General features: G+C 65.7%; 21 protein-coding genes. 6 read left to right on the plus strand and 15 right to left on the minus strand.

Going from position 1 to position 20,834, the window contains the following annotated elements; all coding sequences use genetic code 11:
• Positions 1–75: 75 nt before the first annotated feature.
• From AC1DT6_RS33340 to AC1DT6_RS33375, 8 genes are all read right to left on the minus strand, one after another.
• Positions 76–1,623 carry an acyl-CoA synthetase gene (locus AC1DT6_RS33340; protein WP_441630761.1) on the minus strand — a complete coding sequence of 516 codons (1,548 nt, stop codon included), beginning with the start codon at positions 1,621–1,623 and terminating at the stop codon, positions 76–78.
• Between the two features lie 92 nt (positions 1,624–1,715).
• On the minus strand, positions 1,716–2,792 hold the full coding sequence (locus AC1DT6_RS33345; RefSeq protein WP_035872314.1) for a branched-chain amino acid ABC transporter permease: 1,077 nt from the start codon (positions 2,790–2,792) through the stop codon (positions 1,716–1,718).
• 15 nt (positions 2,793–2,807) lie between these two features.
• Complete coding sequence (locus AC1DT6_RS33350) at positions 2,808–3,839, minus strand: branched-chain amino acid ABC transporter permease (RefSeq protein ID WP_045239967.1); 1,032 nt, start codon at positions 3,837–3,839, stop codon at positions 2,808–2,810.
• Positions 3,840–3,937: 98 nt separating this feature from the next.
• The gene (locus AC1DT6_RS33355; protein ID WP_035872323.1) at positions 3,938–4,675 is read right to left on the minus strand and encodes an ABC transporter ATP-binding protein; all 738 of its coding nucleotides are present in this window, start codon (positions 4,673–4,675) and stop codon (positions 3,938–3,940) included.
• Complete coding sequence (locus AC1DT6_RS33360) at positions 4,668–5,513, minus strand: ABC transporter ATP-binding protein (protein ID WP_477115263.1); 846 nt, start codon at positions 5,511–5,513, stop codon at positions 4,668–4,670. Before AC1DT6_RS33360 ends, AC1DT6_RS33355 begins: the two co-directional genes overlap by 8 nt.
• Positions 5,513–6,697, minus strand: a complete 1,185-nt coding sequence (locus tag AC1DT6_RS33365) for a substrate-binding domain-containing protein (RefSeq protein ID WP_035872326.1) — start codon at positions 6,695–6,697, stop codon at positions 5,513–5,515. The genes AC1DT6_RS33360 and AC1DT6_RS33365 overlap by 1 nt, the downstream gene beginning before the upstream one ends.
• 112 nt (positions 6,698–6,809) lie before the next feature.
• Complete coding sequence (locus tag AC1DT6_RS33370) at positions 6,810–7,589, minus strand: enoyl-CoA hydratase/isomerase family protein (RefSeq protein WP_441630767.1); 780 nt, start codon at positions 7,587–7,589, stop codon at positions 6,810–6,812.
• Entirely contained in the window at positions 7,586–8,191 is a 606-nt protein-coding gene (locus AC1DT6_RS33375) for a TetR/AcrR family transcriptional regulator (protein ID WP_006161576.1), read from the minus strand. The genes AC1DT6_RS33370 and AC1DT6_RS33375 overlap by 4 nt, the downstream gene beginning before the upstream one ends.
• 232 nt (positions 8,192–8,423) lie before the next feature.
• Between AC1DT6_RS33375 and AC1DT6_RS33380 the strand changes: the two genes are divergently transcribed.
• On the plus strand, positions 8,424–9,332 hold the full coding sequence (locus AC1DT6_RS33380; protein ID WP_441630769.1) for an alpha/beta fold hydrolase: 909 nt from the start codon (positions 8,424–8,426) through the stop codon (positions 9,330–9,332).
• Between the two features lie 10 nt (positions 9,333–9,342).
• Here the strand turns inward: AC1DT6_RS33380 and crcB are convergent, their stop codons facing one another.
• The 7 genes from crcB to AC1DT6_RS33415 form a co-directional block, all read right to left on the minus strand.
• The gene (gene crcB, locus AC1DT6_RS33385; RefSeq protein ID WP_441630771.1) at positions 9,343–9,723 is read right to left on the minus strand and encodes a fluoride efflux transporter CrcB; all 381 of its coding nucleotides are present in this window, start codon (positions 9,721–9,723) and stop codon (positions 9,343–9,345) included.
• Positions 9,723–10,253: a molybdopterin synthase catalytic subunit MoaE gene (gene moaE / locus AC1DT6_RS33390; protein ID WP_441630773.1), complete on the minus strand. Its 531-nt coding sequence runs from the start codon at positions 10,251–10,253 to the stop codon at positions 9,723–9,725. Before moaE ends, crcB begins: the two co-directional genes overlap by 1 nt.
• Position 10,254: 1 nt before the next feature.
• Entirely contained in the window at positions 10,255–10,512 is a 258-nt protein-coding gene (gene moaD / locus AC1DT6_RS33395; RefSeq protein ID WP_035872339.1) for a molybdopterin converting factor subunit 1, read from the minus strand.
• Positions 10,513–10,526: 14 nt separating this feature from the next.
• The gene (locus AC1DT6_RS33400) at positions 10,527–11,768 is read right to left on the minus strand and encodes a molybdopterin molybdotransferase MoeA (protein ID WP_441630776.1); all 1,242 of its coding nucleotides are present in this window, start codon (positions 11,766–11,768) and stop codon (positions 10,527–10,529) included.
• Positions 11,769–11,957: 189 nt separating this feature from the next.
• A complete protein-coding gene (gene thrC / locus AC1DT6_RS33405; protein WP_441630778.1) occupies positions 11,958–13,406 on the minus strand; it encodes a threonine synthase in 1,449 nt (482 codons plus the stop codon).
• Between the two features lie 8 nt (positions 13,407–13,414).
• A complete protein-coding gene (locus AC1DT6_RS33410) occupies positions 13,415–14,725 on the minus strand; it encodes a homoserine dehydrogenase (protein WP_441630780.1) in 1,311 nt (436 codons plus the stop codon).
• Positions 14,726–14,789: 64 nt separating this feature from the next.
• A complete protein-coding gene (locus AC1DT6_RS33415; RefSeq protein ID WP_477115264.1) occupies positions 14,790–16,022 on the minus strand; it encodes a pyridoxal phosphate-dependent aminotransferase in 1,233 nt (410 codons plus the stop codon).
• A gap of 315 nt (positions 16,023–16,337) precedes the next feature.
• Here AC1DT6_RS33415 and AC1DT6_RS33420 point away from each other — a divergent pair, with 315 nt between their 5' ends.
• From AC1DT6_RS33420 to AC1DT6_RS33440, 5 genes are all read left to right on the plus strand, one after another.
• Positions 16,338–16,718, plus strand: coding sequence for an Mth938-like domain-containing protein (locus AC1DT6_RS33420; RefSeq protein ID WP_035872350.1), 381 nt, complete (start codon positions 16,338–16,340; stop codon positions 16,716–16,718).
• A gap of 143 nt (positions 16,719–16,861) precedes the next feature.
• A complete protein-coding gene (locus AC1DT6_RS33425; RefSeq protein ID WP_035872353.1) occupies positions 16,862–17,323 on the plus strand; it encodes a peroxiredoxin in 462 nt (153 codons plus the stop codon).
• A 382-nt stretch (positions 17,324–17,705) separates the two neighbouring features.
• On the plus strand, positions 17,706–19,430 hold the full coding sequence (locus AC1DT6_RS33430; protein WP_441630785.1) for a PhoH family protein: 1,725 nt from the start codon (positions 17,706–17,708) through the stop codon (positions 19,428–19,430).
• Between the two features lie 167 nt (positions 19,431–19,597).
• Positions 19,598–20,080 carry a hypothetical protein gene (locus tag AC1DT6_RS33435; protein ID WP_477115265.1) on the plus strand — a complete coding sequence of 161 codons (483 nt, stop codon included), beginning with the start codon at positions 19,598–19,600 and terminating at the stop codon, positions 20,078–20,080.
• A 71-nt stretch (positions 20,081–20,151) separates the two neighbouring features.
• Positions 20,152–20,811, plus strand: coding sequence for a C40 family peptidase (locus AC1DT6_RS33440; RefSeq protein WP_477115266.1), 660 nt, complete (start codon positions 20,152–20,154; stop codon positions 20,809–20,811).
• Positions 20,812–20,834: the final 23 nt, after the last annotated feature.

Here is a 20,834-nt window from a genome sequence, read left to right on the forward strand (position 1 = left end):
ATACAGAAACGAGAATTTCACAAGACAGCAACTGCATGACATCGAACTGGGCCGCGACAGGCGCTGGCCGCCGCCTCATTGCGCCTGGAAACGCGCGCGCAACTTGTGTTTTTCCACCTTGCCGGACGGCGTGCGCGGCAGCGCCTCGATGATCCGGACATGGCGCGGCACCTTGTAGCCTGCCAGCGCCGCGCGGCAATACGCGAGCACCCCTTCAGCATCGAGCGCCACGCCTGGCCTGGCCACCACCAGGGCCATGCCGACTTCGCCCCAGCGCGCGTCCGGCACGCCGATGACGGCCGCCTCGGACACCCCGGCAAGCTGGAACAGCACGTTTTCCACTTCGGCGGGATAGACGTTCTCGCCACCGGAAATAAACATGTCCTTGGCGCGGTCGACGATGTAGTAATCGCCCTCCTCGTCCATGTAGGCGATGTCGCCCGAATGCAGCCAGCCGCCGCGAATGGCGGCATCGGTGGCCTGCGGCAGGTTCCAGTAGCCGGGCGTGACGCCCGGCCCCTTGATCAGCAACTCGCCGCGCTCGCCGGGCGCCACGTCGCGGCCGTGCGCATCCACCACCCGCGTCAGCATCGAGCCCACCGGCTTGCCGATGGTGCCGATCTTGCGGCGCGCAGTGGCTTCGTCGCAGACAAACACGGTGGGACCGGTCTCGGTCATGCCGAAGCCGAAGCAGATCGTCACGCCCTTGGCCAGGTAGGCCTCCAGCAGAGGCCGAGGCACCGCCGAGCCGCCCGCGGACATATTGCGCACCCGCGAAAAGTCCGCCGCCGCGAAGCCGGCATGCTGGCTCAGGAAGAGATAGACCGCGGGCACGGCAAAGAACATGGTGATGCCTTCGCCGGCGCTGGCATCGAGCTTGCCCAGCGTGACCGCGGCGTCGAACTGCCGCATGATATGCACGGTGCCGCCGGCATGGAGCACCGGGTTGGCGTACAGGTTCAGCCCGCCCGTATGGAAGAACGGCAGCACATTGAGGAACACGTCGTCGCGCGTGATCTTGTTGGCCAGCATGGCGTTGACGGCATTGAAGAAGACCATGCCATAGGTCTGTATCACGCCCTTGGGACGGCCGGTGGTGCCCGAGGTATATAGCAGGTGCCAGACCTCGTGCTCGTCGCGGCAAGGCATCTCGATGATGCGGCCCGAACTGCCGGCCAGCATCGCTTCATACTCCATCCAGCCTCCCGGCACATCGGCGCTCTCGTCGTCGGCCAGGTGCAGGACCGCGCGCAGGGGCAGCGCACTGCTCAAGTCCGCAGCGGTAGCCAGGAAGCCATCGCCGGCCACCAGCACGTCGGGCGCGCAGTCGCGCAGGATGGGCAACAATTCCGCCGCAGGCAGGCGCCAGTTCAGGCAGACCATCACCATGCCGGCCTTGGCGCAGCCGTAAAGCATCTCGAAATAATCGGAGCTGTTGTGGGCCAGCACGGCCACGCGGGCGCCAGGCGCCAGCTGCAACCGCTCGCCCAGGTACTCGGCGAAGCGGCTGGCACGTTCGTCGAACTGCCGGTAGGTCACCTTGCGGCCGCTCTCCACGTCGACCAGCGCCACCTTGTCCGGCGTGTGCAGGGCGTTCTTGTGCAGCCAGTCGACTACATACATGGTCCCGGATCTCCGCTGTTAGGTGTCTTTGTTATAGCGCTTCTTATCGTGCTTGTTAACACTTGCCGCATGGTCCGGCATGTCGAAAAGCCCTACGACGCCACCTCGTGCTCCGAGCGATCGCCGCGCAGGCGGCCAACGATGCCTTGCGGGAAGTAGTACACGCTGAGGATGAACAGCAGGCCGAGCCATAAGAGCCAGCGGTCCGGATGCAGCAGCCCCGAGAGCAGCGGCACGGCCGTGGTGGCCTCGCTGGCCAGCTTCATCACATCCTGCAGGTAGGTTTGCGCCACCAGGAACAGCGTAGTGCCGATGATGGCGCCGTACAGCGTGCCCATGCCGCCGATCACCACGATCAGCAGGATGTCGACCATGATCTCGAACGACAACGAAGTATCGGGCCCGTTGTAGCGCAGCCAGAGCGCCATCAGCACGCCGGCCAGCGTGGCGAACCCGGCCGACAGCACGGTGGACACGGTCCGGTACACCACGGTGCGGTAGCCGATCGCCTCGGCGCGGAAATCGTTCTCGCGGATCGCCTGCAGCACCCGGCCGAACGGCGAGTTGACCACGCGCAACAGCAGCAGGAACAGCACCAGCGCGCCGGCGAACACGAAGTAGTAGGAGAACAGCTTGCCGTTGAGCGGCACGCCGAACCACTCGGCGTCTCCCAGGGTAAAGCCTGGCGTGAAGACTTCCGGCACCTTGAAGGTGATGCCATCCTCGCCGCCGGTCCATTCAGACAACTGAGATACCAGCGTGGCGAAGGCGGTCGCCACCGCCAGCGTGATCATGGCGAAGAAGATGGCCCTGACCCGCAGCGAGAACAGCCCGATCAGGAAGGCCAGCGCCATCGACACCGCCAGCGCGCCCAGCGTGCCGAGCGCCAGCGCGCCCCACCCCGGATCGAGCCGCGACATGGCGATCGCCACACCATAGCCGCCGATGCCGAAGAACATGGTATGGGCAAAGGAGACGATGCCGGTATAGCCGAGCAGCAGGTCGTAGCTGGCCACCAGCACCACGAAGATGCAGATCTTGGCCGCCATATTGAGCGCGCGCGCGCCGGGAAACAGGAACGGCGCGCAGGCCAGCGCCAGCAGCATCGCCACCAGGATGACGGTGAGCACGCGGCTTCTTGGCAGGTCGCCGGAAAGCAATCGGATCATGGTTTTCCTCGGCGCTCAGCGCTTGGCTACCGGGTACAGGCCCTGCGGACGCCACAGCAGGATCATTACCATCAGCAGGATGTTCGAGAACAGCGCTACCTTGGGAAACAGGAAGCCGGTGTAGTTGGCCATCAGCCCGACCAGCAAGGCGCCGACGAAGCAGCCGGTGGTGGAGCCGAGCCCGCCGATGATGATGACGATGAAGATCAGCACATTGACCTGGGCGCCGATGGCGGCGGTGATGTTCTGCTGGTACAGGCCCCACAGCACGCCGCCCATCCCGGCCAGGCCGGCACCCACCACGAACACGCCGATAAACAGGCGCCGGATACGGTAGCCGAGTGACTCGACCATCTCGCGGTTCTCCACGCCGGCGCGGATCAACAGGCCAATGCGGGTACGGTTGAGCACCAGCACCATGGAGACGAAGATCACCAGCCCGAGCACCACGGCGATCAGCCGGTATTTTTCGATCGCCGCATCGCCCAGCAAGACCGCGCCGCGGAAGGTGGTGGGCACCTGCAGCGCGATGGTTTCGGCGCCCCAGATGGCCTTGATCAGTTGCTCCGCCACGATCATGCCGCCCATGGTGATCAGGATCTGCTTCAGGTGCTGGCCGTAGACCGGGCGCACCACGATGCGCTCGAACAGGAAGCCGATCGCTCCCGCCGCCACCATCGCCGCTCCGATGGCGAGGCCGAACACGGCCAGGTTGAGCGCCAGGCTGTCGGCCTCCACCCAGGCGCCCAGCGGCAGCAGCACCGACGCCGCCACGTAGGCGCCCAGCGCGATAAACGCGCCGTGGCCGAAGTTGAGGACGTCCATCAGGCCGAACACCAGCGTCAGCCCCGAGGACACCACGAACACGATCATGCCCATGGCAAGGCCGGCAATGGTCAGGGTGAGCCAGGTCGAGCCACTGCCGATCAGGGGATAGGCCAGCAGCATCAGCAGCGGGGCCAGCGCCAGCGGCGTCCAGTCGAGCCGGACCTTGGGCAGGTCGGCCGGCGCCGCCGGCGTGGTGGGTAAGGAGCTTGTACTCGTCATTGTCTCGGTCCTGACGATTCTTGTTTGATTGCGTGAAGGCCTTGACGGCCCGCCACGGGCGGCGGCACTTGCCACCGCGCTTCATGCCGCGACCGACGCTACTGATGCGCCGCCAGCGACAAACCCAGCAGCCGCTGCTGCAAGGCCTCGTCCCCTGCCAGCTCAGCCATGTTGCCCGTATGCACCACGCGCCCGTCGTCCATCACGGCGACCGTATCCCCCACCGACCTGGCCATGTGGAAGTTCTGCTCCACCAGCAGGATCGACACGTCTGTCTGCTTGAGCTCGCGGAAGACCGTGATCATGTTCTGGATGATGGCCGGCGCCAGGCCCTTGGTCGGCTCGTCGACGATCAGCAGCTTGCGCGGCTCGATAATGGCCCGCGCCACCGACAGCATCTGCTTCTGCCCGCCGGACAACACGCCGGCTCGCTGGTGCCAGAAAATCTTCAGCGCGGGAAACATGCGGAATACCCAATCCAGCCGCTGCCCGTCGATGGCGCCGCTGCGCGCGGCCAGGCGCATGTTCTCGGCCACGGTCAGCTCGGAGAACACGCTCATGTTCTCCGGCACGTAGGCGATGCCGGCCTGCGCGATGGCGGGCGTGCCGCGGCGGGTAATATCCGCGCCGTCGAACGCGATGCGCCCCTCGCTGGCCTGCCAGAGATTCATGATGGTGCGCAGCGTGGTGGTCTTGCCGGCGCCATTGCGCCCGAGCAGCATCGTCACGCCGCCGCGCGGCACCGAAAAGCTCACGCCGTGCAGGATGTGATATGGCCCGATATGCGTCTGCACGCCATCCAGGCGCAGGATGGGCGTTGCCGGTCCGTCAGCCATGTCTGCCCTCCCCCTGCACGCCGTCGTCGGCGGCGCCGATCCCGAGATAAGCCTGTTGCACGATCGGCGAGGCGATCACCTCGGCCGGGTCACCGTCCGCCATCAGGTTGCCGTTATGCAGCACGATGATCCGGTCGGCCAGCGAGCGCACCACATCCATCTTGTGTTCCACCAGCAGCACCGTCTTGCTCCTGTCGCGCTTGATCTCCTGGATCAGGTCCAGGATGACGGGCACTTCGTCCACGCTCATGCCGGCGGTCGGCTCGTCGAACATGAAGATGCGCGGTTGCAGCGCCAGCAGGATGCCCACCTCCAGCTTGCGCTGGTTGCCGTGCGGCAGCGAGGCAACAGGCAAATGGCGCTTGTCGGCCATGGCCACGCGTTCAAGACAGCGCTCCGCCTCGGCGCGTACCGCGCGGTTGCCGCTCCACACGGACCACAGGTCCAGTCCGATGCGTTGCCGCGCCTRCACCGCCAGCCGCACATTCTCGAACACCGACAGGTTCGGGAACAGGCTGGTCAGCTGGAAGGCCCGGCCAATGCCGCGCGCCGCCTTGTGTGGTACCGGCAGCCGCGTCACATCCTCGCCGCCAAGCAGGATCTGCCCGGCGGTGGGTGGCAACTGGCCCGAGATCAGGTTGAAATAGGTGGTCTTGCCGGCCCCGTTGGGGCCGACGATGCAGGTCAGCTCGCCCGGTCGGAACGCGCATGACACCGCATTGACCGCCACATGCCCGCCAAAGCGGATGGTGAGGCCGCGCGTCTCTAGCGCGGGCGGCTCCGCCACCGCCCGCGAGAGCGCCGCCGTGGTATCGATGGAAGAGGCGCCCACCGTCATCACCGCTTGTTGCGGATCGGCACGTTCATCTCCTCCGGCTTGATCTCGCGGATCAGCTCGGGCACGCCCCAGGCGAACGCCGGATCAACCTTGATCTTGAAGTGATACATCGACTGCAGGGCCTGGTGGTCTTCCTTGCGGAACGTCATCTTGCCCTTGGGCGTCTCGAACGACATGCCCTCCATCGCGCCGATCAGCTTCTCGGTATTGGTGTCGCCATTGGTCTTCTTGAGCGCCTCGACCAGCGCGATGCCGGCCGACATACCGCCCGCGGTAAAGAAGTCAGGCGGCGACTTGAACTTGGTGTAGTGGTTGGATACCAGCCACTCGTTGGCCTTGTTCTTGGGAATGCCGAAGTAGTAGTACGTCGCGCCTTCCATGCCGGGGAAATTCTTGTAGTTGCTCATGGCGGGCAGGATATTGCCGCCCGTGGCAATCTCGATGCCGTAGCGCTTGGGGTCGAGGTCGGCGATCTTGAACGGATTGCCGGCGCCGGCCCAGATGATGAAGATGATCTTGCGGCCCGGCTTGTCCTTGAGCGAATCAAAGAGCCGCTGGGCGCCGGCCGTGAAGTCCGTGGTGTTGGTGGGCAGGTATTCCTCGTGAACGATCTTGGCGTTCTTGAGCGCGCCTTTGAAAGCCTTCACGCCATCGCGGCCGAAGGCGTAGTCCTGCGCCAGCGTGGCGATCTGCACGCCGGGCTTGTCCAGCGCTACCGCGTTGGAGATGGCGTCCTGCGACGAGTTGCGGCCTGTGCGGAAGATATAGCGGTTCCACTTCTCGCCGGTGATCGAATCCGCCACGGCGGGCTCGACCAGCAGGATCTTCTTGTATTCCTCGGCCACCGGCAGCATCGCCAGCGCGGTGCCGGAAGACGTGGGTCCCACCGCGATGTCCGCGCGATCATCGCTATAGGCCGCGGCAAGCTGGGCCTTGGCGACGTCGGGCTTGCCCTGGGTATCCTTCTCCAGCACCACCAGCTTGTTGCCGTTGACCATCATGGTGCCGTTGGTGGCATAGTCCAGCCCCATCATCAGCCCGGTCTGGGTCTGCTTGGCGTAGGCTTCCAGCGCCCCTGTCTTGTCGTAGACGTGGGCAATGCGGATGTCCTTGGCAAAGGTACCGCCGGCGGCCAGCAGGCCGGCCAGCGCGAACGCGGCTGCGGCTTGGTGCTTGAGTTGCATGCTGTGTCTCCTCTTTGGGTTTCTCTGTTTCTCTTATTGTTGCAAGTAGAGATGCTGCTCGATAACTGCTGATCGCGGCGATTGACCGTGGCCGCCCTATTGCTCCGCTCCTTCAGCCCGCATCCGCGCCGCCCAGGAAGCGGCGCATGCCGGCGGCGGCCTCGGCGCGCGTCACCTGCGCCACAAACGCCGCGCGCTCTCGCTCGAGGCCGTGCGCCAGGACCTCAGGGTCCCAGCGCAGCAGCGCGCGCGTACTCGCCACGCTGCCGGCTACCTTGTCCTTCAGTCCGGCCGCCAGTGACAGCGCCATGGCCTCGGCTTCGCCGGAAGGCGCRAGATGCGTGACCATGCCCAGCGAGGCGGCTTGTCCCGCGGTCAACGTCGTGTTCTCAAGCTGGATCGCGCACGCCCTTGCGGCACCAATCATCTGGGGCAGCATGGCGGTCCAGCCGCCGTCCGGGCTGAAGCCCACCACCGTGTAGTACGGCGCAATGCGCGCGCCCTCGCCCAGCACCGTCATATCGCAGGCGAGCGCCAGGCCCAGCGCGCCGCCGGTCAGCCAGCCCTCCACCGCTGCGATCACCGGGCAACGCAGCGCCGCCAGGCGCAGGATGGCGGCGTTCAGCAGGCCAAGCAGCCGGTGCGCATACTGTTCCAGTTCAGCGCTTTGTGGCGGGAAAGCGGCAAAGGCACCCACGTCGCCGCCCGTGGAAAACGACCGGCCGGCATGGCCGAGCACCACGGCGCGGACGTCCGGATCGGCCTCCACGCGTTCAAGCGCCGCCAGCAAGTCCTCCAGCAACCCTGGCACCAGGCTGTTGTGGCGCTCGGCGCGGTTGAGCCGCAGCACTGCCGTGCTGCCGCTACGCTCGACCAGTACCAGCGCGCTCATCGTGCGGCCAATCCGTGAGAGATCATGTCGAAGGCGGTATCGACCACCTTGTCCATCGACGCCGGCCGCTTCCACAGCGCGTAGCGCATACCGAGGAAATTGCTGATGCCGATCAGGCACCACGCCCGCACTTCGGCATCGCCCGGCGAAATCTCGCCTTGCTCCTCGGCCTTGCCCAGGCGCCGGCTGTAGACGTCGGCGAAGACCTGGAAATAACTGCTGTAGATGGTCTCGTCGACCGAGTAGGAATCGAGCACGATGCGGTACAGGTTCTTGTGGCGCGACACGAAGGAAAGGAAAGCCTTGAGCCCGAGCCGCTCGGCCTCGATCTGCGTTTGCGCCGGCCCCACGTGCTTGCGCAAGTGGGCGCGCACCAGCTCCAGCATGTGCTGCACCAGCGCGCGGAAGATGTCTTCCTTGTCCTTGAAGTAGAGGTAGAAGGTGCCCATCGCCACCTCGGCTTCCTGCGTGATCTCGGAGATCGAAGCCACGTAGTAGCCCTTCTCTCCGAATACTTTTTCAGCGGCGCGCAGCAGTGCTTCGCGGGTCTTCTGGCCGCGTGCGGTCTTGGGCTGGCTTACGCCGGATTCGGTAAGGGACATCGGGGCTCCGCGGTGGCCGGTCGGGCCGGAATCTCGGCAGCTATATTGCGGTCTTGCACCGCGGCAACTGCCCGCTCCGGCCGACCTCAAAACATGATAGCTGATTCATGTTTCATGATATAAAGTTAGCCATCCGAATGTCAATACATCGCTTACCCGGAGCCCTGCCACCCATCCGGGGAACATGGGCACGCCGCCTGGCAGGCCAACACATCGACTGGAACCATCGCCATTGGATGCTTCTCACACGGCGCCCCATGCCACGCAAGCCGAGCCAGCCGGCCTGGCTCCGGCCTTCGCCGTCCACGCCGCCAGCGCGGCCCGGCCAGGCTGGCGGGAGACGGGCAGCGGGCAAGCGTTGCTGCTCCTGCACGGGTGGTCGCTATCCGGCGAAGCCTTCGACGGCCAGCGCGCGCTGGCGCGACTCGGCTATCGCGTAATCGCCCCCGACCACGCCGGACACGGCTTGTCTGCTGCGCTGCCGCATGCGGGGCAAGCCAGCATTGCGCGGCTGGCCGCGGATGCGGCAGCGCTGATCGGGCACCTGGGCCTGCGGGACGTCGTGGTGGTCGGATGGTCGATGGGGGCGATGGTGGCCTGGGAACTGATGCGCGGCCATCCCGCGCTGCCGCTGGCCGCCGTCGGCGCCATCGACATGACGCCGCGCCTGGTCGGAGACGCGGAATGGCCGCACGGCCTGCACGGATGCTACGACAGGGTCCAGGCCGCAAGAATGGCCATGCACGTGCGCAAGGACTGGCCCAGCCTGATCGATTCGGTGCGCGCCGGACTCTGGTCCGCCGGCAGCGAACCCGATGCGGCGCAATCAGGCCGCATCACCGGCATCATGCGGCAGTGCGCGCCGGACGCGCTCGCCGCGCTGTGGGAAGACATGGCGCGCCAGGACTATCGCCCGGCGTTGCGCCAGGCTCGCCTTCCCTTATTCCACCTGGTCGGGCAGCACAGCCGACTCTACGCGCCGGCCGTGGGCCTGGCCACACTGGCACTGCAACCGGCCGCGCGCCTTGCCACCGTCGATGGCACCGGCCATGCCCCACATATCGAGCGGCCGGCGGCCTTCAACACAGCCTTGCTTGGGATGCTTGACTGGCCTGGCTTGCCCGCTGCACCGGCGCCATGAGCCGCTACCTTCAGGCCAGCAGCCGGTAGGTCCACAAGCCCAGCGCGGTCAGCAGCAGCGAGCCGCCAAGATGCGCAGCCAGGTGAACCGCCGCCCAGCCATAGTCGCCCGCCATCAGGTTGGCGACAACCTCGCTGGAAAAGGTGGAAAAGGTCGTCAGGCCCCCCAGGAAGCCGGTCACGGCCAGAAGGCGCCATTCGGGCGACAGATCCGCGTGCGCGCCAAAGAATCCTGCCGCCAGGCCGATGAGGTAACCGCCCACCAGGTTGGCCGTCAGCGTGCCATAGGGCAGCGCCGGGTTGGCCGCATTCCACAGGACCGAGAACACCCACCGCAGCCAGGCCCCCATCGCGGCACCGACCCCGACCGCAATAAAACCGAGCCCGCCCATCAGTGCTTGATGCCCGTGTCTTCCGCCTGCACCGGGGTGGCGCTGCCTTCCGGCGCCTCCCCGCTGGCATTCAGCGAGCGAATGCCCCAGCGCGCCAGCGCGGACTCATCGGTCACCCGCGCGTCGACCCAGCGCTCGCCCTCCGGCGTCTGTTCCTTTTTCCAGAACGGCGCTTCGGACTTGAGGTAATCCATGATGAACTCGCAGGCGGCAAACGCATTGCCGCGATGCGCGGAGGCCACCGCCACCAGCACGATCTGGTCCAGCGGCAGCAGGGGTCCGACCCGATGCACGATGGTGACGCCGAGCAGTTCCCAGCGCTCACGCGCAACGGCTTCGATCCGCGCCAACGCCTTTTCGGTCATGCCGGGATAGTGCTCCAGTTCCATCGCGCTGACCGGGCTGCCGTCGTTCATGTCGCGCACGGTGCCGACGAAACTGGCCACCGCGCCCACGCCCGGCTGGCCGTGGCGCAATGCCGCCACCTCCGCGCCCAGGTCGAAATCCTCGCGCTGCACTCTAACGCTCATGTCAGCCTCCGGTCACCGGCGGGAAAAACGCCACTTCGCAGCCGTCGGCCAGCATGCTGTCCGCGCTCGCCACCTCATGGTCCACGGCCATGCGCAAGGCCCGGCCTTCAGCCAGCACCTCGGCCCATGCGCCGCCGCGGGCGCCCAGCCACCGCCGCAGGTCCGCAACGGTGGCCACCGCCGGGGGCACCTCGACCCGTTCCTGTCCCAGGCCCAACTGCTCGCGCACGCTGGCAAAAAAACGCAACTCGATATGCATGGCGGTCTCGCTCCTCATGCCAGCAGGCCGTCGAAAGCGATGTACTGCACGGTGTCGCCCCGCGCGATCGCTTGGTTGGGCGGATTGTCGACCAGGCCGTCGCCCCACACGGTGGAGGTCAGCACCCCCGAACTCTGGTTGGGAAACAGGTCGAGCCCGCCAGCCTGGTTGACGCGCACGCGCAGGAATTCATTGCGGCGGTCGCCCTTGGGCAGGTCGAAATCGGCGCGCAGCGGCAGCCGGCGCGGCAACACGTTCTGCACGCCCTGCAGCCGCAGGATAAAGGGCCGCACGAAGAGCAGGAACGTCACGAAGCTGGAGACCGGATTGCCCGGCAGGCCCAGGAAATAGGCCGGCGCCTGATCGCCGCGCGCTACCTCGCCGAAGGCCAGCGGCTTGCCCGGCTTGATGGCGATCTGCCACAGGTTGAGCCGCCCTTCCGCCTCCACGGCCGGCTTGATGTGGTCTTCCTCGCCCACAGAGACGCCGCCGGACGTGATGATCAGGTCATGCCCATCGGCGGCCCGGCGCAGGGTGTCGCGCGTGGCGGCCAGGGTATCGGGCACGATGCCGAAATCGCTGACCTCGCACCCCAGGTTTTCCAGTAGTCCGCGCAGCGTGAAGCGGTTGGAGTTGTAGATGGCACCGGGCTTGAGGGGCTCGCCCGGCATGGCCAGTTCGTCGCCGGTGAAGAACACCGCCACCTTGACGCGCCGCACAACGTCCAGCGCCGCCTGCCCTACCGAGGCGGCCAGCCCCAGCGCCTGCGGCGTGAGCCGCGTGCCGGCTGGCAGGATCACGCTGCCGGCGCGGATGTCCTCGCCGGCCCGGCGGATCCACTCGCCCGGTTGCGGCGCGTGATTGACGATCACATCGTTGCCTTCCGCCACGCACTGTTCCTGCATCACCACCGCATCCGCCCCCGGCGGGATCAGGCCACCGGTGAAGATGCGGGCAGCCGTGCCGGCCGCCAGCGCCGTGCCGACATGGCCGGCGGGAATGCGCTGGGCCACCCGCAGCCGCGCGCCCGGCGCGGCCACGTCGGCACTTCGCATGGCGTAGCCGTCCATCGACGTATTGTCGGCCGGCGGCACGTCCAGCGTGCTAGATACCGGCGCGGCCAGCACGCGCCCGTTGGCGTCCAGCGTGGCGATGCGCTCGGCTTCGGCGATCGGGCTGGCGCCGGCCAGCAAGGCTTCGAGAGCCTCGGCCATGGTCAGCATGGGGGGACGGGGGGGCGCGGCAGCTTGGGTCATGACGGGAACAGGTAGGTAAGTCAGCGTGAGACAGCAAACCCATGGCCATCCATCCGCCATGGGAAACGGCCCGCGTACCGCCGCCGATACATCCGGGGCAATGCGAGGGCCGTGCGATTCAGCTCGGCAAGTCTGATTGTAGCGAGTTGGCGCGCAGGCGGCAGGAACGCCGCCTGCACGGGCTGGCGCCTACAGGCCCGTGTGGCCGGCGATATAAGCCTTGATCCGCTCCACCTCGGCCGGCATCACCTCGAAGCGCTGCGGCAGGTTTTCGATGCCTTCAAAGCTGGCCGGACGCTCCGGCTCGTGGCCAAGCGCCTCGCGGATGGTGTCGGCGAACTTGGCCGGCAACGCGGTTTCCAGCACCAGCATCGGCACGCCGGGCGTGAGATGCTCGCGCGCGACCTTGATGCCGTCGGCGGTATGGGTGTCGATGGTGATGCCGTAACGCCCCGACAGGTCGCGGATGGTGGCAACGCGGTCCTCGTGCGTGCTGCGGCCCGAGACAAAGCCGAAGGCGCGGATGCGCTCGAATTCCGGCGTGCCGGACAGGTCGAAGCCACCCTTGGTGTCGATGTCGTCGCGGAACATCGTCGCCAGCTTGCCGGCGTCGCGGCCCAGCAGGTCGAACACGAAGCGCTCGAAGTTCGAAGCCTTCGAGATGTCCATGCTCGGGCTGGAGGTGTGATACGTCTCGGCCGACTTGCGCACGCGGTAGGTGCCCGTGCGGAAGAACTCGTCGAGCACGTCGTTCTCGTTGGTCGCGACCACCAGCTTGTCGATCGGCAGGCCCATCATGCGCGCGATATGGCCGGCGCAGACGTTGCCGAAATTGCCGGACGGCACGCAGAACGACACCTTCTGGCCGGGGCCGTCGGTAGCCAGCAGCCACCCCTTGAAGTAATACACCACCTGGGCCACCACGCGCGCCCAGTTGATCGAGTTGACCGTGCCGATCTTCTGGCGGGCCTTGTAGTCGAGATCGTTGGAGACCGCCTTGACAATGTCCTGGCAGTCGTCGAACACACCTTCGACCGCCAGGTTGAAGATGTTCGGGTCCTGCAGGCTGAACATCTGCGCGGTCTGGAACGCGCTCATCTTGCGGTGCGGGCTGAGCATGAACACGCGGATGCCGCGCTTGCCGCGCATGGCGTATTCCGCCGCGCTGCCGGTGTCGCCGGAGGTGGCGCCGAGGATGTTCAGCTCCTGCCCGGCGCGCGCCAGCGCGTACTCGAACAGGTTGCCGAGCAGCTGCATGGCCATGTCCTTGAAGGCCAGCGTGGGACCGTTGGACAGGCCCAGCAGTTGCAGCGGCGCGCCACCCTCTGCGCCCAGCGTGCGCAGCGGCGTGATATCCGCGGTATTGTCGCCGGGGCGGGCGTTGCAGTACACCTCGGCGGTGTAGGTCTTGCGCGTCAGCGCACGCAGGTCCTCAGCCGGGATGTCGTCGCAGAAGCGGTACAGCACTTCAAAGGCGAGATCGGCGTACGACAGCTTGCGCCAGGCCTCCAGCTCGTCGGCCGTGACCTGCGGGTACTCCTGCGGCAGGTACAGGCCGCCGTCCGGCGCCAGGCCGCCCAGCAGGATCTCGGAGAAGGTTTGCGGCATCTCATGGCCGCGCGTCGACTGGTATTTCATCGGTGCGTTCAGTTCAGTTCTTCCATGCGCAGGCGCGTGACGGCCGACAGCACGGTCGGCAGCGCTTCGATCTTGGCGATGGCGGCGTTGACCTGCTTCTCCAGGGTGAGGTGCGACAGCATGATGATGTCGGTCTGCGGCTCGCCTTCACGCGATTCCTTCTGCAGCATGGCATCGATGGAAATGCCGGCGTCGGCCAGGATGCGGGTGATGTCGGCCAGCACGCCGGTCTCGTCCGCCACGCGCATGCGCAGGTAGTACGAGCTGGTGACCTCCTCGATCGGCAGCACCGGCACGCTGGACAGCTCATCCGGCTGGAACGCCAGGTGAGGCACGCGGTGCTCGGGATCGGCGGTGTGCAGGCGGGTCACGTCGACCAGATCGGCGATCACGGCCGAGGCGGTCGGCTCGGCGCCGGCGCCCTTGCCGTAGTACAGCGTGGCGCCCACGGCGTCGCCCTGCACCAGCACGGCGTTCATGGCGCCTTCCACATTGGCGATCAGGCGCTTGGCCGGCACCAGCGTCGGGTGCACGCGCAACTCGATGCCGTTTTCGCGGCGGCGCGTCAGGCCCAGCAGCTTGATGCGGTAGCCCAGCTCTTCGGCGTAGCGGATATCCACGGCCGACAGCTTGGTGATGCCCTCCACATAGGCCTTGTCGAACTGCACCGGCATGCCGAAGGCGATCGAGCTCATCAGCGTGATCTTGTGAGCCGCGTCGATGCCTTCGATGTCGAAGGTCGGGTCGGCCTCGGCATAGCCCAGCGCCTGGGCCTGCTTGAGCACGGTGTCGAAGTCCAGGCCCTTGTCGCGCATTTCCGACAGGATGAAGTTGGTGGTGCCGTTGATGATGCCGGCGATCCACTCGATGCGGTTGGCGGTCAGGCCTTCGCGCAGCGCCTTGATGATGGGGATGCCGCCGGCCACAGCGGCTTCGAAGGCGACGATCACGCCCTTCTTGCGCGCGGCCTCGAAGATCTCGTTGCCATGCACGGCCAGCAGCGCCTTGTTGGCGGTGACCACGTGCTTGCCGTTCGCGATGGCCTTGAGCACCAGTTCGCGGGCAATCCCATAGCCGCCGATCAACTCGATCACGATGTCGATCTCGGGACGGGTGACGACTTCGTTGGCGTCCGCCACCACCTCGACCTGCCCACCGGTCAGCTCGCGGGCGCGCTCGGTGTTGAGGTCGGCCACCATGGCAATCTCGATGCCGCGCCCGGCGCGGCGGCGGATTTCCTCCTGGTTACGTTGCAGCACGTTGAACGTGCCGCTACCGACGGTACCGATGCCAAGCAGGCCTACTTTGATGGGATTCATGGACGATCTGACTCTGAGTTGCTGAAAAATGAATGACGCCGCAAACGGACCGGTTCAGGGCCGCTCAGGCCGCGTGGCCGTGGCGCTTGCGATATGCCTCGAGGAAACGGCCAACGCGGCCGATGGCCTCGCGCAGGTCTTCCTCGTGCGGCAGGAACACGATACGGAAATGGTCGGGCTTGCCCCAGTTGAAGCCCGTACCCTGCACCAGCRGTACCTTGGACTCCTGCAGCAGTTCGTAGATGAACTCCTGGTCGTCCTGGATCGGGTACATCGACAGGTCGAGCTTGGGGAACAGGTAAAGCGCGGCCTTGGGCTTGACGCAGGTGACGCCGGGAATCTGCGTGATCAGTTCATGGGCAATATCGCGCTGGCGGCGCAGGCGCCCGCCTTCGTTCACCAGGTCGTTGATGCTCTGGTAGCCGCCCAGCGCGGTCTGGATGGCCCACTGGCCGGGCACATTGGCGCACAGGCGCATCGAGGACAGCATGTTCAGCCCCTCGATATAGTCCAGGGCGGGCCGCTTGTCGCCCGACACCACCATCCAGCCGGACCGGTAGCCGCACGAGCGGTAGTTCTTCGACAAGCCGTTGAACGTGACGGTCAGCACATCGGTCGACAGCGAGGCGATCGAGGTGTGGGTATGGCCGTCGTACAGCACCTTGTCGTAGATCTCGTCCGCGAAGATGATCAGCCCATGCTCGCGCGCGATCGTCACGATGCTCTTGAGCAGTTCGTCCGAGTACAGCGCGCCGGTGGGGTTGTTGGGGTTGATGACGACGATCGCCTTGGTATTCGGCGTGATCTTGGCCCGGATATCGTCGAGATCGGGCATCCATTCATTGGCCTCGTCGCACACATAGTGCACCGGGGTGCCCCCCGAGAGGCTCACGGCGGCCGTCCAAAGCGGGTAATCCGGCGCCGGCACCAGCACTTCGTCGCCGCTGTTGAGCAGCGCGTTCATCGACATCACGATCAGTTCCGAGGCGCCGTTGCCGACGTAGATATCGTCCAGGCCAACGCCCTCGATGTTCTTCTGCTGCGTGTAGTGCATGATCGCCTTGCGCGCGGCGAAGATGCCCTTGGAATCCGAGTAGGCTGCCGAGTTGGGCAGGTTGCGCATCATGTCCTGCTGGATCTCTTCCGGCGCGTCGAAGCCGAACACGGCCAGGTTGCCGATGTTCAGCTTGATGATCTTGTGGCCTTCCTCTTCCATCTGCTTGGCCTTCTCCAGCACCGGGCCGCGGATGTCATAGCAAACATTGTTGAGCTTATTGGATTTCTGGATCGGTTTCACGGCGATGTCGGCAGGAGGCAAGCGCCGCCGGCTGGCGGCGGCAATCTAGGGAATCTGGGTGGGAAAGGAGCGGCCCGTTGTGCGCATCCGCTGCGATGCAACGCAAAACGTGGCAGGCAGGAAGGCAAAAGCTATAATTTATCGGATTATGACAGACTTCGGCAGGGATTCTTGCATTGCAGCGTACGGCGCCGTCACCCGGCCCCCGCGACGGCAACCCCCTCCCGACCTGCCCCAAAATGCTCTCAACCCGCCTTGCGCGGCCCGGCCGGGTGCCGGACGGCCGCCCAAGGCAGCGCCCGATAAGGTTTGCCCTTGAAACTCCACGCTGACCAGCCCAATGCTCTCAATACGGTGACGTCCTACGGACCGGGCTATATCGACATCAATATGGTGCGCTACACGGAATCCGTGCTGGTCATGCCCGAGGGCGAGATCCGGCCCTGGCCGGTGCAGCGCTTCGAAGACCTGGAGCCGGCGCATTTCGAAGGCCTGCTGGCGCACTCGCCCGAGGTGGTGCTGCTTGGCACCGGCAACCGCCTGCGCTTCCCCCACCCCCGCCTGACCGCGTCCCTGGCGCGCCTGCATGTGGGCGTAGACGCGATGGATCTCCAGGCCGCCTGCCGCACCTACAATATCCTGATGGCTGAAGGCCGCAAGGTGGCGGCCATCCTGCTGCTGGAAGACCCGGCCTGAGTCCGCCGCGCCGCCTGCCGGGCGGTGCCGCAAGTTAAGTCCGCGCCACGCTTGAAGTTTCCGGGCCCGCCCCCATCTGCCGCCACCATGGTGGCAGCACTCATGCAGCCGCCCCCTTCCTGCCCCTCCCAGGAGCCATAAGAATGACAGTCAGTCTCAGCAAGCCCGTACCCGATTTCAGCGCGCCCGCCACCGGCGGCACGTTCAGCCTTGCCGACCAGCGCGGCAAAACCGTCGTCCTGTATTTCTATCCCAAGGACAACACGCCGGGTTGCACCACCGAAGCCATGAACTTCCGCGACCAGCATGACGATTTCGTCAAGGCCGGCACCGTGGTCTTCGGCATCTCGCGCGACAGCCTGAAGTCGCACGAGAACTTCAAGGCCAAGCTGGAACTGCCGTTTGAGCTGATCTCCGATGGCGATGAAGCCGTCTGCCATCTGTTCGATGTCATCAAGATGAAGAAAATGTATGGCAAGGAAGTGCGCGGCATCGAGCGCAGCACCTTTATCATCGACGGCAAGGGCATCCTGCGGCACGCCATGCGCGGCATCAAGGTCCCCAACCACGTCGACGAAGTCCTGCAGATCGTCCGCGCGCTCTGATTCGGGCGGTTGCCGGGCCATTCCCTGGCCCTGGCGGACGGCATGTTTAATGCGCCGCAGCAACACCCTCGCAAGTCGTCTCGGCCAGCGATTGCAAAACAGAAAACGTTCGGATACATTGACCTTTAATGAGTTCAGATTCCGGATGCCACGCTGCTTCATCGTCCCGGCCCAGGCGCTTCCTGCCACAGGCCGGTAGCGGACCTGCCGTGTCTCCGGTCCGAAAAAAAGCCGCCAAACCTGCCCCCCAGGTCTGGCGGCTTTTTTGTTTGTACTGCCCCCACGCACAGGACACGATCGGCAAGTCCGCGGCGCCAAGCGGCCGCGCCAGTGTCCTGCGCCGTTTTCCAGCCGTCTTCTCCCCCTGAAAGGAAAGCCAAGCATGCCGCTGCCGACCATGCCCGCCAAGCCTGCCCAATTGCTTGACCCGAGCGAATTCGCCCCGGTGACCAAGCTGACCAAGGCCAAATCAGCGTCGCAGGGTAAGAAACCTGTGCCGGCGCTGGAGCGTGTGGCCTTGCTGGAAACCGGAAATAGCCAAGCGGAAGGCGCGCCGGCCGTGGTGGCCCGCGCCAGCGGTTCGACGCGAGCGCGCACCAAGGAAGCGCCTCCGTCCTCGCTGAAGTCCGTACCGCCGCTGGCCGCCGTACCCTCGGCGCCCGCCAAGCCAGTACCGAGCACCACCAATCGCCGCGCACAAAAACACGTTGGTCCCAGCAAGCTGTTCGTGCTGGACACCAATGTGCTAATGCACGACCCGTCCTCGCTGTTCCGCTTCGAAGAGCACGACGTCTATCTGCCGATGATGACGCTCGAGGAGCTGGACAACCACAAGAAGGGCATGAGCGAAGTTGCCCGTAACGCGCGCACCGTCAGCCGCACGCTGGACGCGCTGGTGGGCGGCACCGACGGCGTGCTCGACGAGGGCTTGCCGCTGGCCAAGCTGGGCAACCGCGACGCGCAAGGCAAGCTGTTCCTGCAGACCAAGCTCAACGAGATCAAGCTGCCCGACGGCCTGCCGCAGGGCAAGGCCGACAACCAGATCCTGGGCGTGGTCAGCGCGTTGCAGCAGCAATTCCCGGAGCGCCAGGTCGTGCTGGTGTCGAAAGACATCAACATGCGCATCAAGGCGCGCGCCCTGGGCCTGCCCGCCGAGGATTACTTCAACGACCAGGTCCTCGAGGACAAGGACCTGCTCTACTCGGGCGTGATGCTGCTGCCCAACGACTTCTGGGCCAAGCATGGCAAGGGCGTGGAAAGCTGGCAGGACCCGAAGTCCGGCGCGATGTTCTATCGCCTGACGGGCCCGCTGGTGCCCTCCTTCCTGGTCAACCAGTTCGTCTACATGGAGCCCAGCGACGGCAGCCTGCCGCTGTACGCCCAGGTCAAGGAAATCAACGGCAAGACAGCGCTGCTGCAGACGCTCAAGGATTACACGCACCACAAGAACAATGTGTGGAGCGTGACCGCGCGCAACCGCGAGCAGAACTTCGCACTCAACCTGCTGATGCATCCGGAGATCGACTTCGTCACGCTGCTGGGCCAGGCCGGTACCGGCAAGACCTTGCTGGCGCTGGCCGCGGGCCTGGAGCAGGTGCTCGACCAGAAGCTGTACAACGAGATCATCGTCACCCGCGCCACCGTGCCGGTCGGCGAGGACATCGGCTTCCTGCCGGGCACCGAGGAAGAAAAGATGCAGCCCTGGATGGGCGCCTTCGACGACAACCTGGAAGTGCTGCAAAAGAGCGACGACAGTGCCGGCGAGTGGGGCCGCGCCGCCACCCAGGAACTGATCCGCTCGCGCATCAAGGTCAAGAGCATGAACTTCATGCGCGGACGCACCTTCGTCAACAAGTTCGTCATCATCGATGAGGCGCAGAACCTGACGCCAAAGCAGATGAAGACGCTGGTAACGCGTGCCGGCCCCGGCACCAAGATCATCTGCCTGGGCAATATCGCGCAGATCGACACGCCTTACCTGACCGAAGGCTCGTCCGGTCTCACTTACGTGGTAGACCGGTTCAAGGGGTGGAGCCACAGTGGCCATGTCACGCTGGCGCGCGGCGAACGCTCGCGCCTGGCCGATCATGCCGCGGACGTCCTGTAAAGGCCACCGACCGGAAGCCCATGTAGGACCATACCCGGCAGATTTGTCTGCCGGCTTGGCCTAGCATCAAAGCATCCGGAGCGCCCGCCATATCGGCACCTCGCGTGCCGGCGAATGGCGGGCGCTTTTTTTGCCCCCTCCGGCTTGTTGAATCGATGGAGACATTGATGGACAACCACCTGCACCACCATCTGGCTTGCGCCCGCAAGTACATGCCCCTACAGCTATCACGACCATTGCGGCCATTGCGGCCATTGCGCCTGGCACTCGCCGGCAGCATCGTGATTGCCGCATTTTCATGGCTATCGGCTCCCGCGCTGGCTGCCGACGAAATGGTGATCCGCACCATGGGCCCGGTCAGCTATGTTTGCGGCGGTATCGCCGCGGACGAACAGCAACAACTGGCCGCGCAACAAAAGAACTTCAATATGGGCGTCCTGTTCACCCAGGGCGAGCGCGGCGAATATGTCGCCGATGTGGCCGTACGCATGACGCGAGAAGGCCACGAAGTGGCCAGCTTCACGGCATCGGGCCCGAAGTGCCTGATAAAGGCCCCGCAAGGCAGCTACAATATCGAAGCGACTTATAAGGGTCAGGCCAAGTCGATAACCGTCAGTACTGGCACATACAACGCACAGTTGCGCTGGTAGGCCCACGGGCGGCAGCTTCGCTGCCTGCCCGCCACTGGCGCGGCACCTGACCCGGGACCGGACCGAGAAGGATGCCACCGCGCCAGATAGCCCATACCGGAAGACCCGCGCCTTTGCTGGCCGGCGTCTTCGACAGCGCCCGCCTGCCCGCGCTTTGCACCGCTGCGCTGCTGCTTGCCGCCTGCGCCTCTGCTCCGCCGACGCGGCCCGGCGCCCAGTCCCGGGCATCGGCCCCGCCCATGGTCGATCCCAGCGCCGGGCTCGAAGAAGTGTCCATCCAGGCCATGTCCCTGGTTGGCACGCCCTATCGCTACGGCGGCAATACGCCTGACTCCGGCTTCGACTGCAGCGGCCTGGTGCGCTATGTCGTGCTGCGCGCCGCCAACGTCAACTTGCCGCGCACCACCGAAGCCATGGGCGATCGCGGAGTCGCGCTGGAGCGCAGCCAGGTGGCATCGGGCGACCTGGTTTTCTTCAATACCACGGGCCGCGCCAATTCGCATGTCGGCATCTATGTCGGGCAGRACCGCTTTGTCCATGCACCCTCCACCGGCGGCACGGTGCGCCTTGAGGACATGAGCAAATCCTATTGGGCCTCCCGCTACAACGGTGCCCGACGGGTCGCGACAGGGTTTACGCCGCCGCCGGCTGCCTCACCGGCGCCGCAGCCATCGGTTGTGCCGCCGGTGCCGGTGGACGACGACCCCATCGCCGCATTCGCCAATCGCTGACGGCATACGCTCTCCCGCACCGC

It is taken from the genome of Cupriavidus sp. 01L45 (genome assembly GCF_056399885.1).

What these genes read in the sequence shown, in the direction of transcription:
- AC1DT6_RS33345 (WP_035872314.1), bottom strand. Translation starts at nt 2,792, where the DNA reads ATGATCCGATTGCTTTCCGGCGACCTGCCAAGAAGCCGCGTGCTCACC.
- AC1DT6_RS33435 (WP_477115265.1), top strand. Translation starts at nt 19,598, where the DNA reads ATGGACAACCACCTGCACCACCATCTGGCTTGCGCCCGCAAGTACATG.
- AC1DT6_RS33355 (WP_035872323.1), bottom strand. Translation starts at nt 4,675, where the DNA reads ATGGCTGACGGACCGGCAACGCCCATCCTGCGCCTGGATGGCGTGCAG.
- moaD (WP_035872339.1), bottom strand. Translation starts at nt 10,512, where the DNA reads ATGCATATCGAGTTGCGTTTTTTTGCCAGCGTGCGCGAGCAGTTGGGC.
- AC1DT6_RS33350 (WP_045239967.1), bottom strand. Translation starts at nt 3,839, where the DNA reads ATGACGAGTACAAGCTCCTTACCCACCACGCCGGCGGCGCCGGCCGAC.
- AC1DT6_RS33430 (WP_441630785.1), top strand. Translation starts at nt 17,706, where the DNA reads ATGCCGCTGCCGACCATGCCCGCCAAGCCTGCCCAATTGCTTGACCCG.
- thrC (WP_441630778.1), bottom strand. Translation starts at nt 13,406, where the DNA reads ATGAAATACCAGTCGACGCGCGGCCATGAGATGCCGCAAACCTTCTCC.
- AC1DT6_RS33425 (WP_035872353.1), top strand. Translation starts at nt 16,862, where the DNA reads ATGACAGTCAGTCTCAGCAAGCCCGTACCCGATTTCAGCGCGCCCGCC.
- AC1DT6_RS33365 (WP_035872326.1), bottom strand. Translation starts at nt 6,697, where the DNA reads ATGCAACTCAAGCACCAAGCCGCAGCCGCGTTCGCGCTGGCCGGCCTG.
- moaE (WP_441630773.1), bottom strand. Translation starts at nt 10,253, where the DNA reads ATGAGCGTTAGAGTGCAGCGCGAGGATTTCGACCTGGGCGCGGAGGTG.
- AC1DT6_RS33375 (WP_006161576.1), bottom strand. Translation starts at nt 8,191, where the DNA reads ATGTCCCTTACCGAATCCGGCGTAAGCCAGCCCAAGACCGCACGCGGC.
- AC1DT6_RS33400 (WP_441630776.1), bottom strand. Translation starts at nt 11,768, where the DNA reads ATGACCCAAGCTGCCGCGCCCCCCCGTCCCCCCATGCTGACCATGGCC.
- AC1DT6_RS33340 (WP_441630761.1), bottom strand. Translation starts at nt 1,623, where the DNA reads ATGTATGTAGTCGACTGGCTGCACAAGAACGCCCTGCACACGCCGGAC.
- crcB (WP_441630771.1), bottom strand. Translation starts at nt 9,723, where the DNA reads ATGGGCGGGCTCGGTTTTATTGCGGTCGGGGTCGGTGCCGCGATGGGG.
- AC1DT6_RS33410 (WP_441630780.1), bottom strand. Translation starts at nt 14,725, where the DNA reads ATGAATCCCATCAAAGTAGGCCTGCTTGGCATCGGTACCGTCGGTAGC.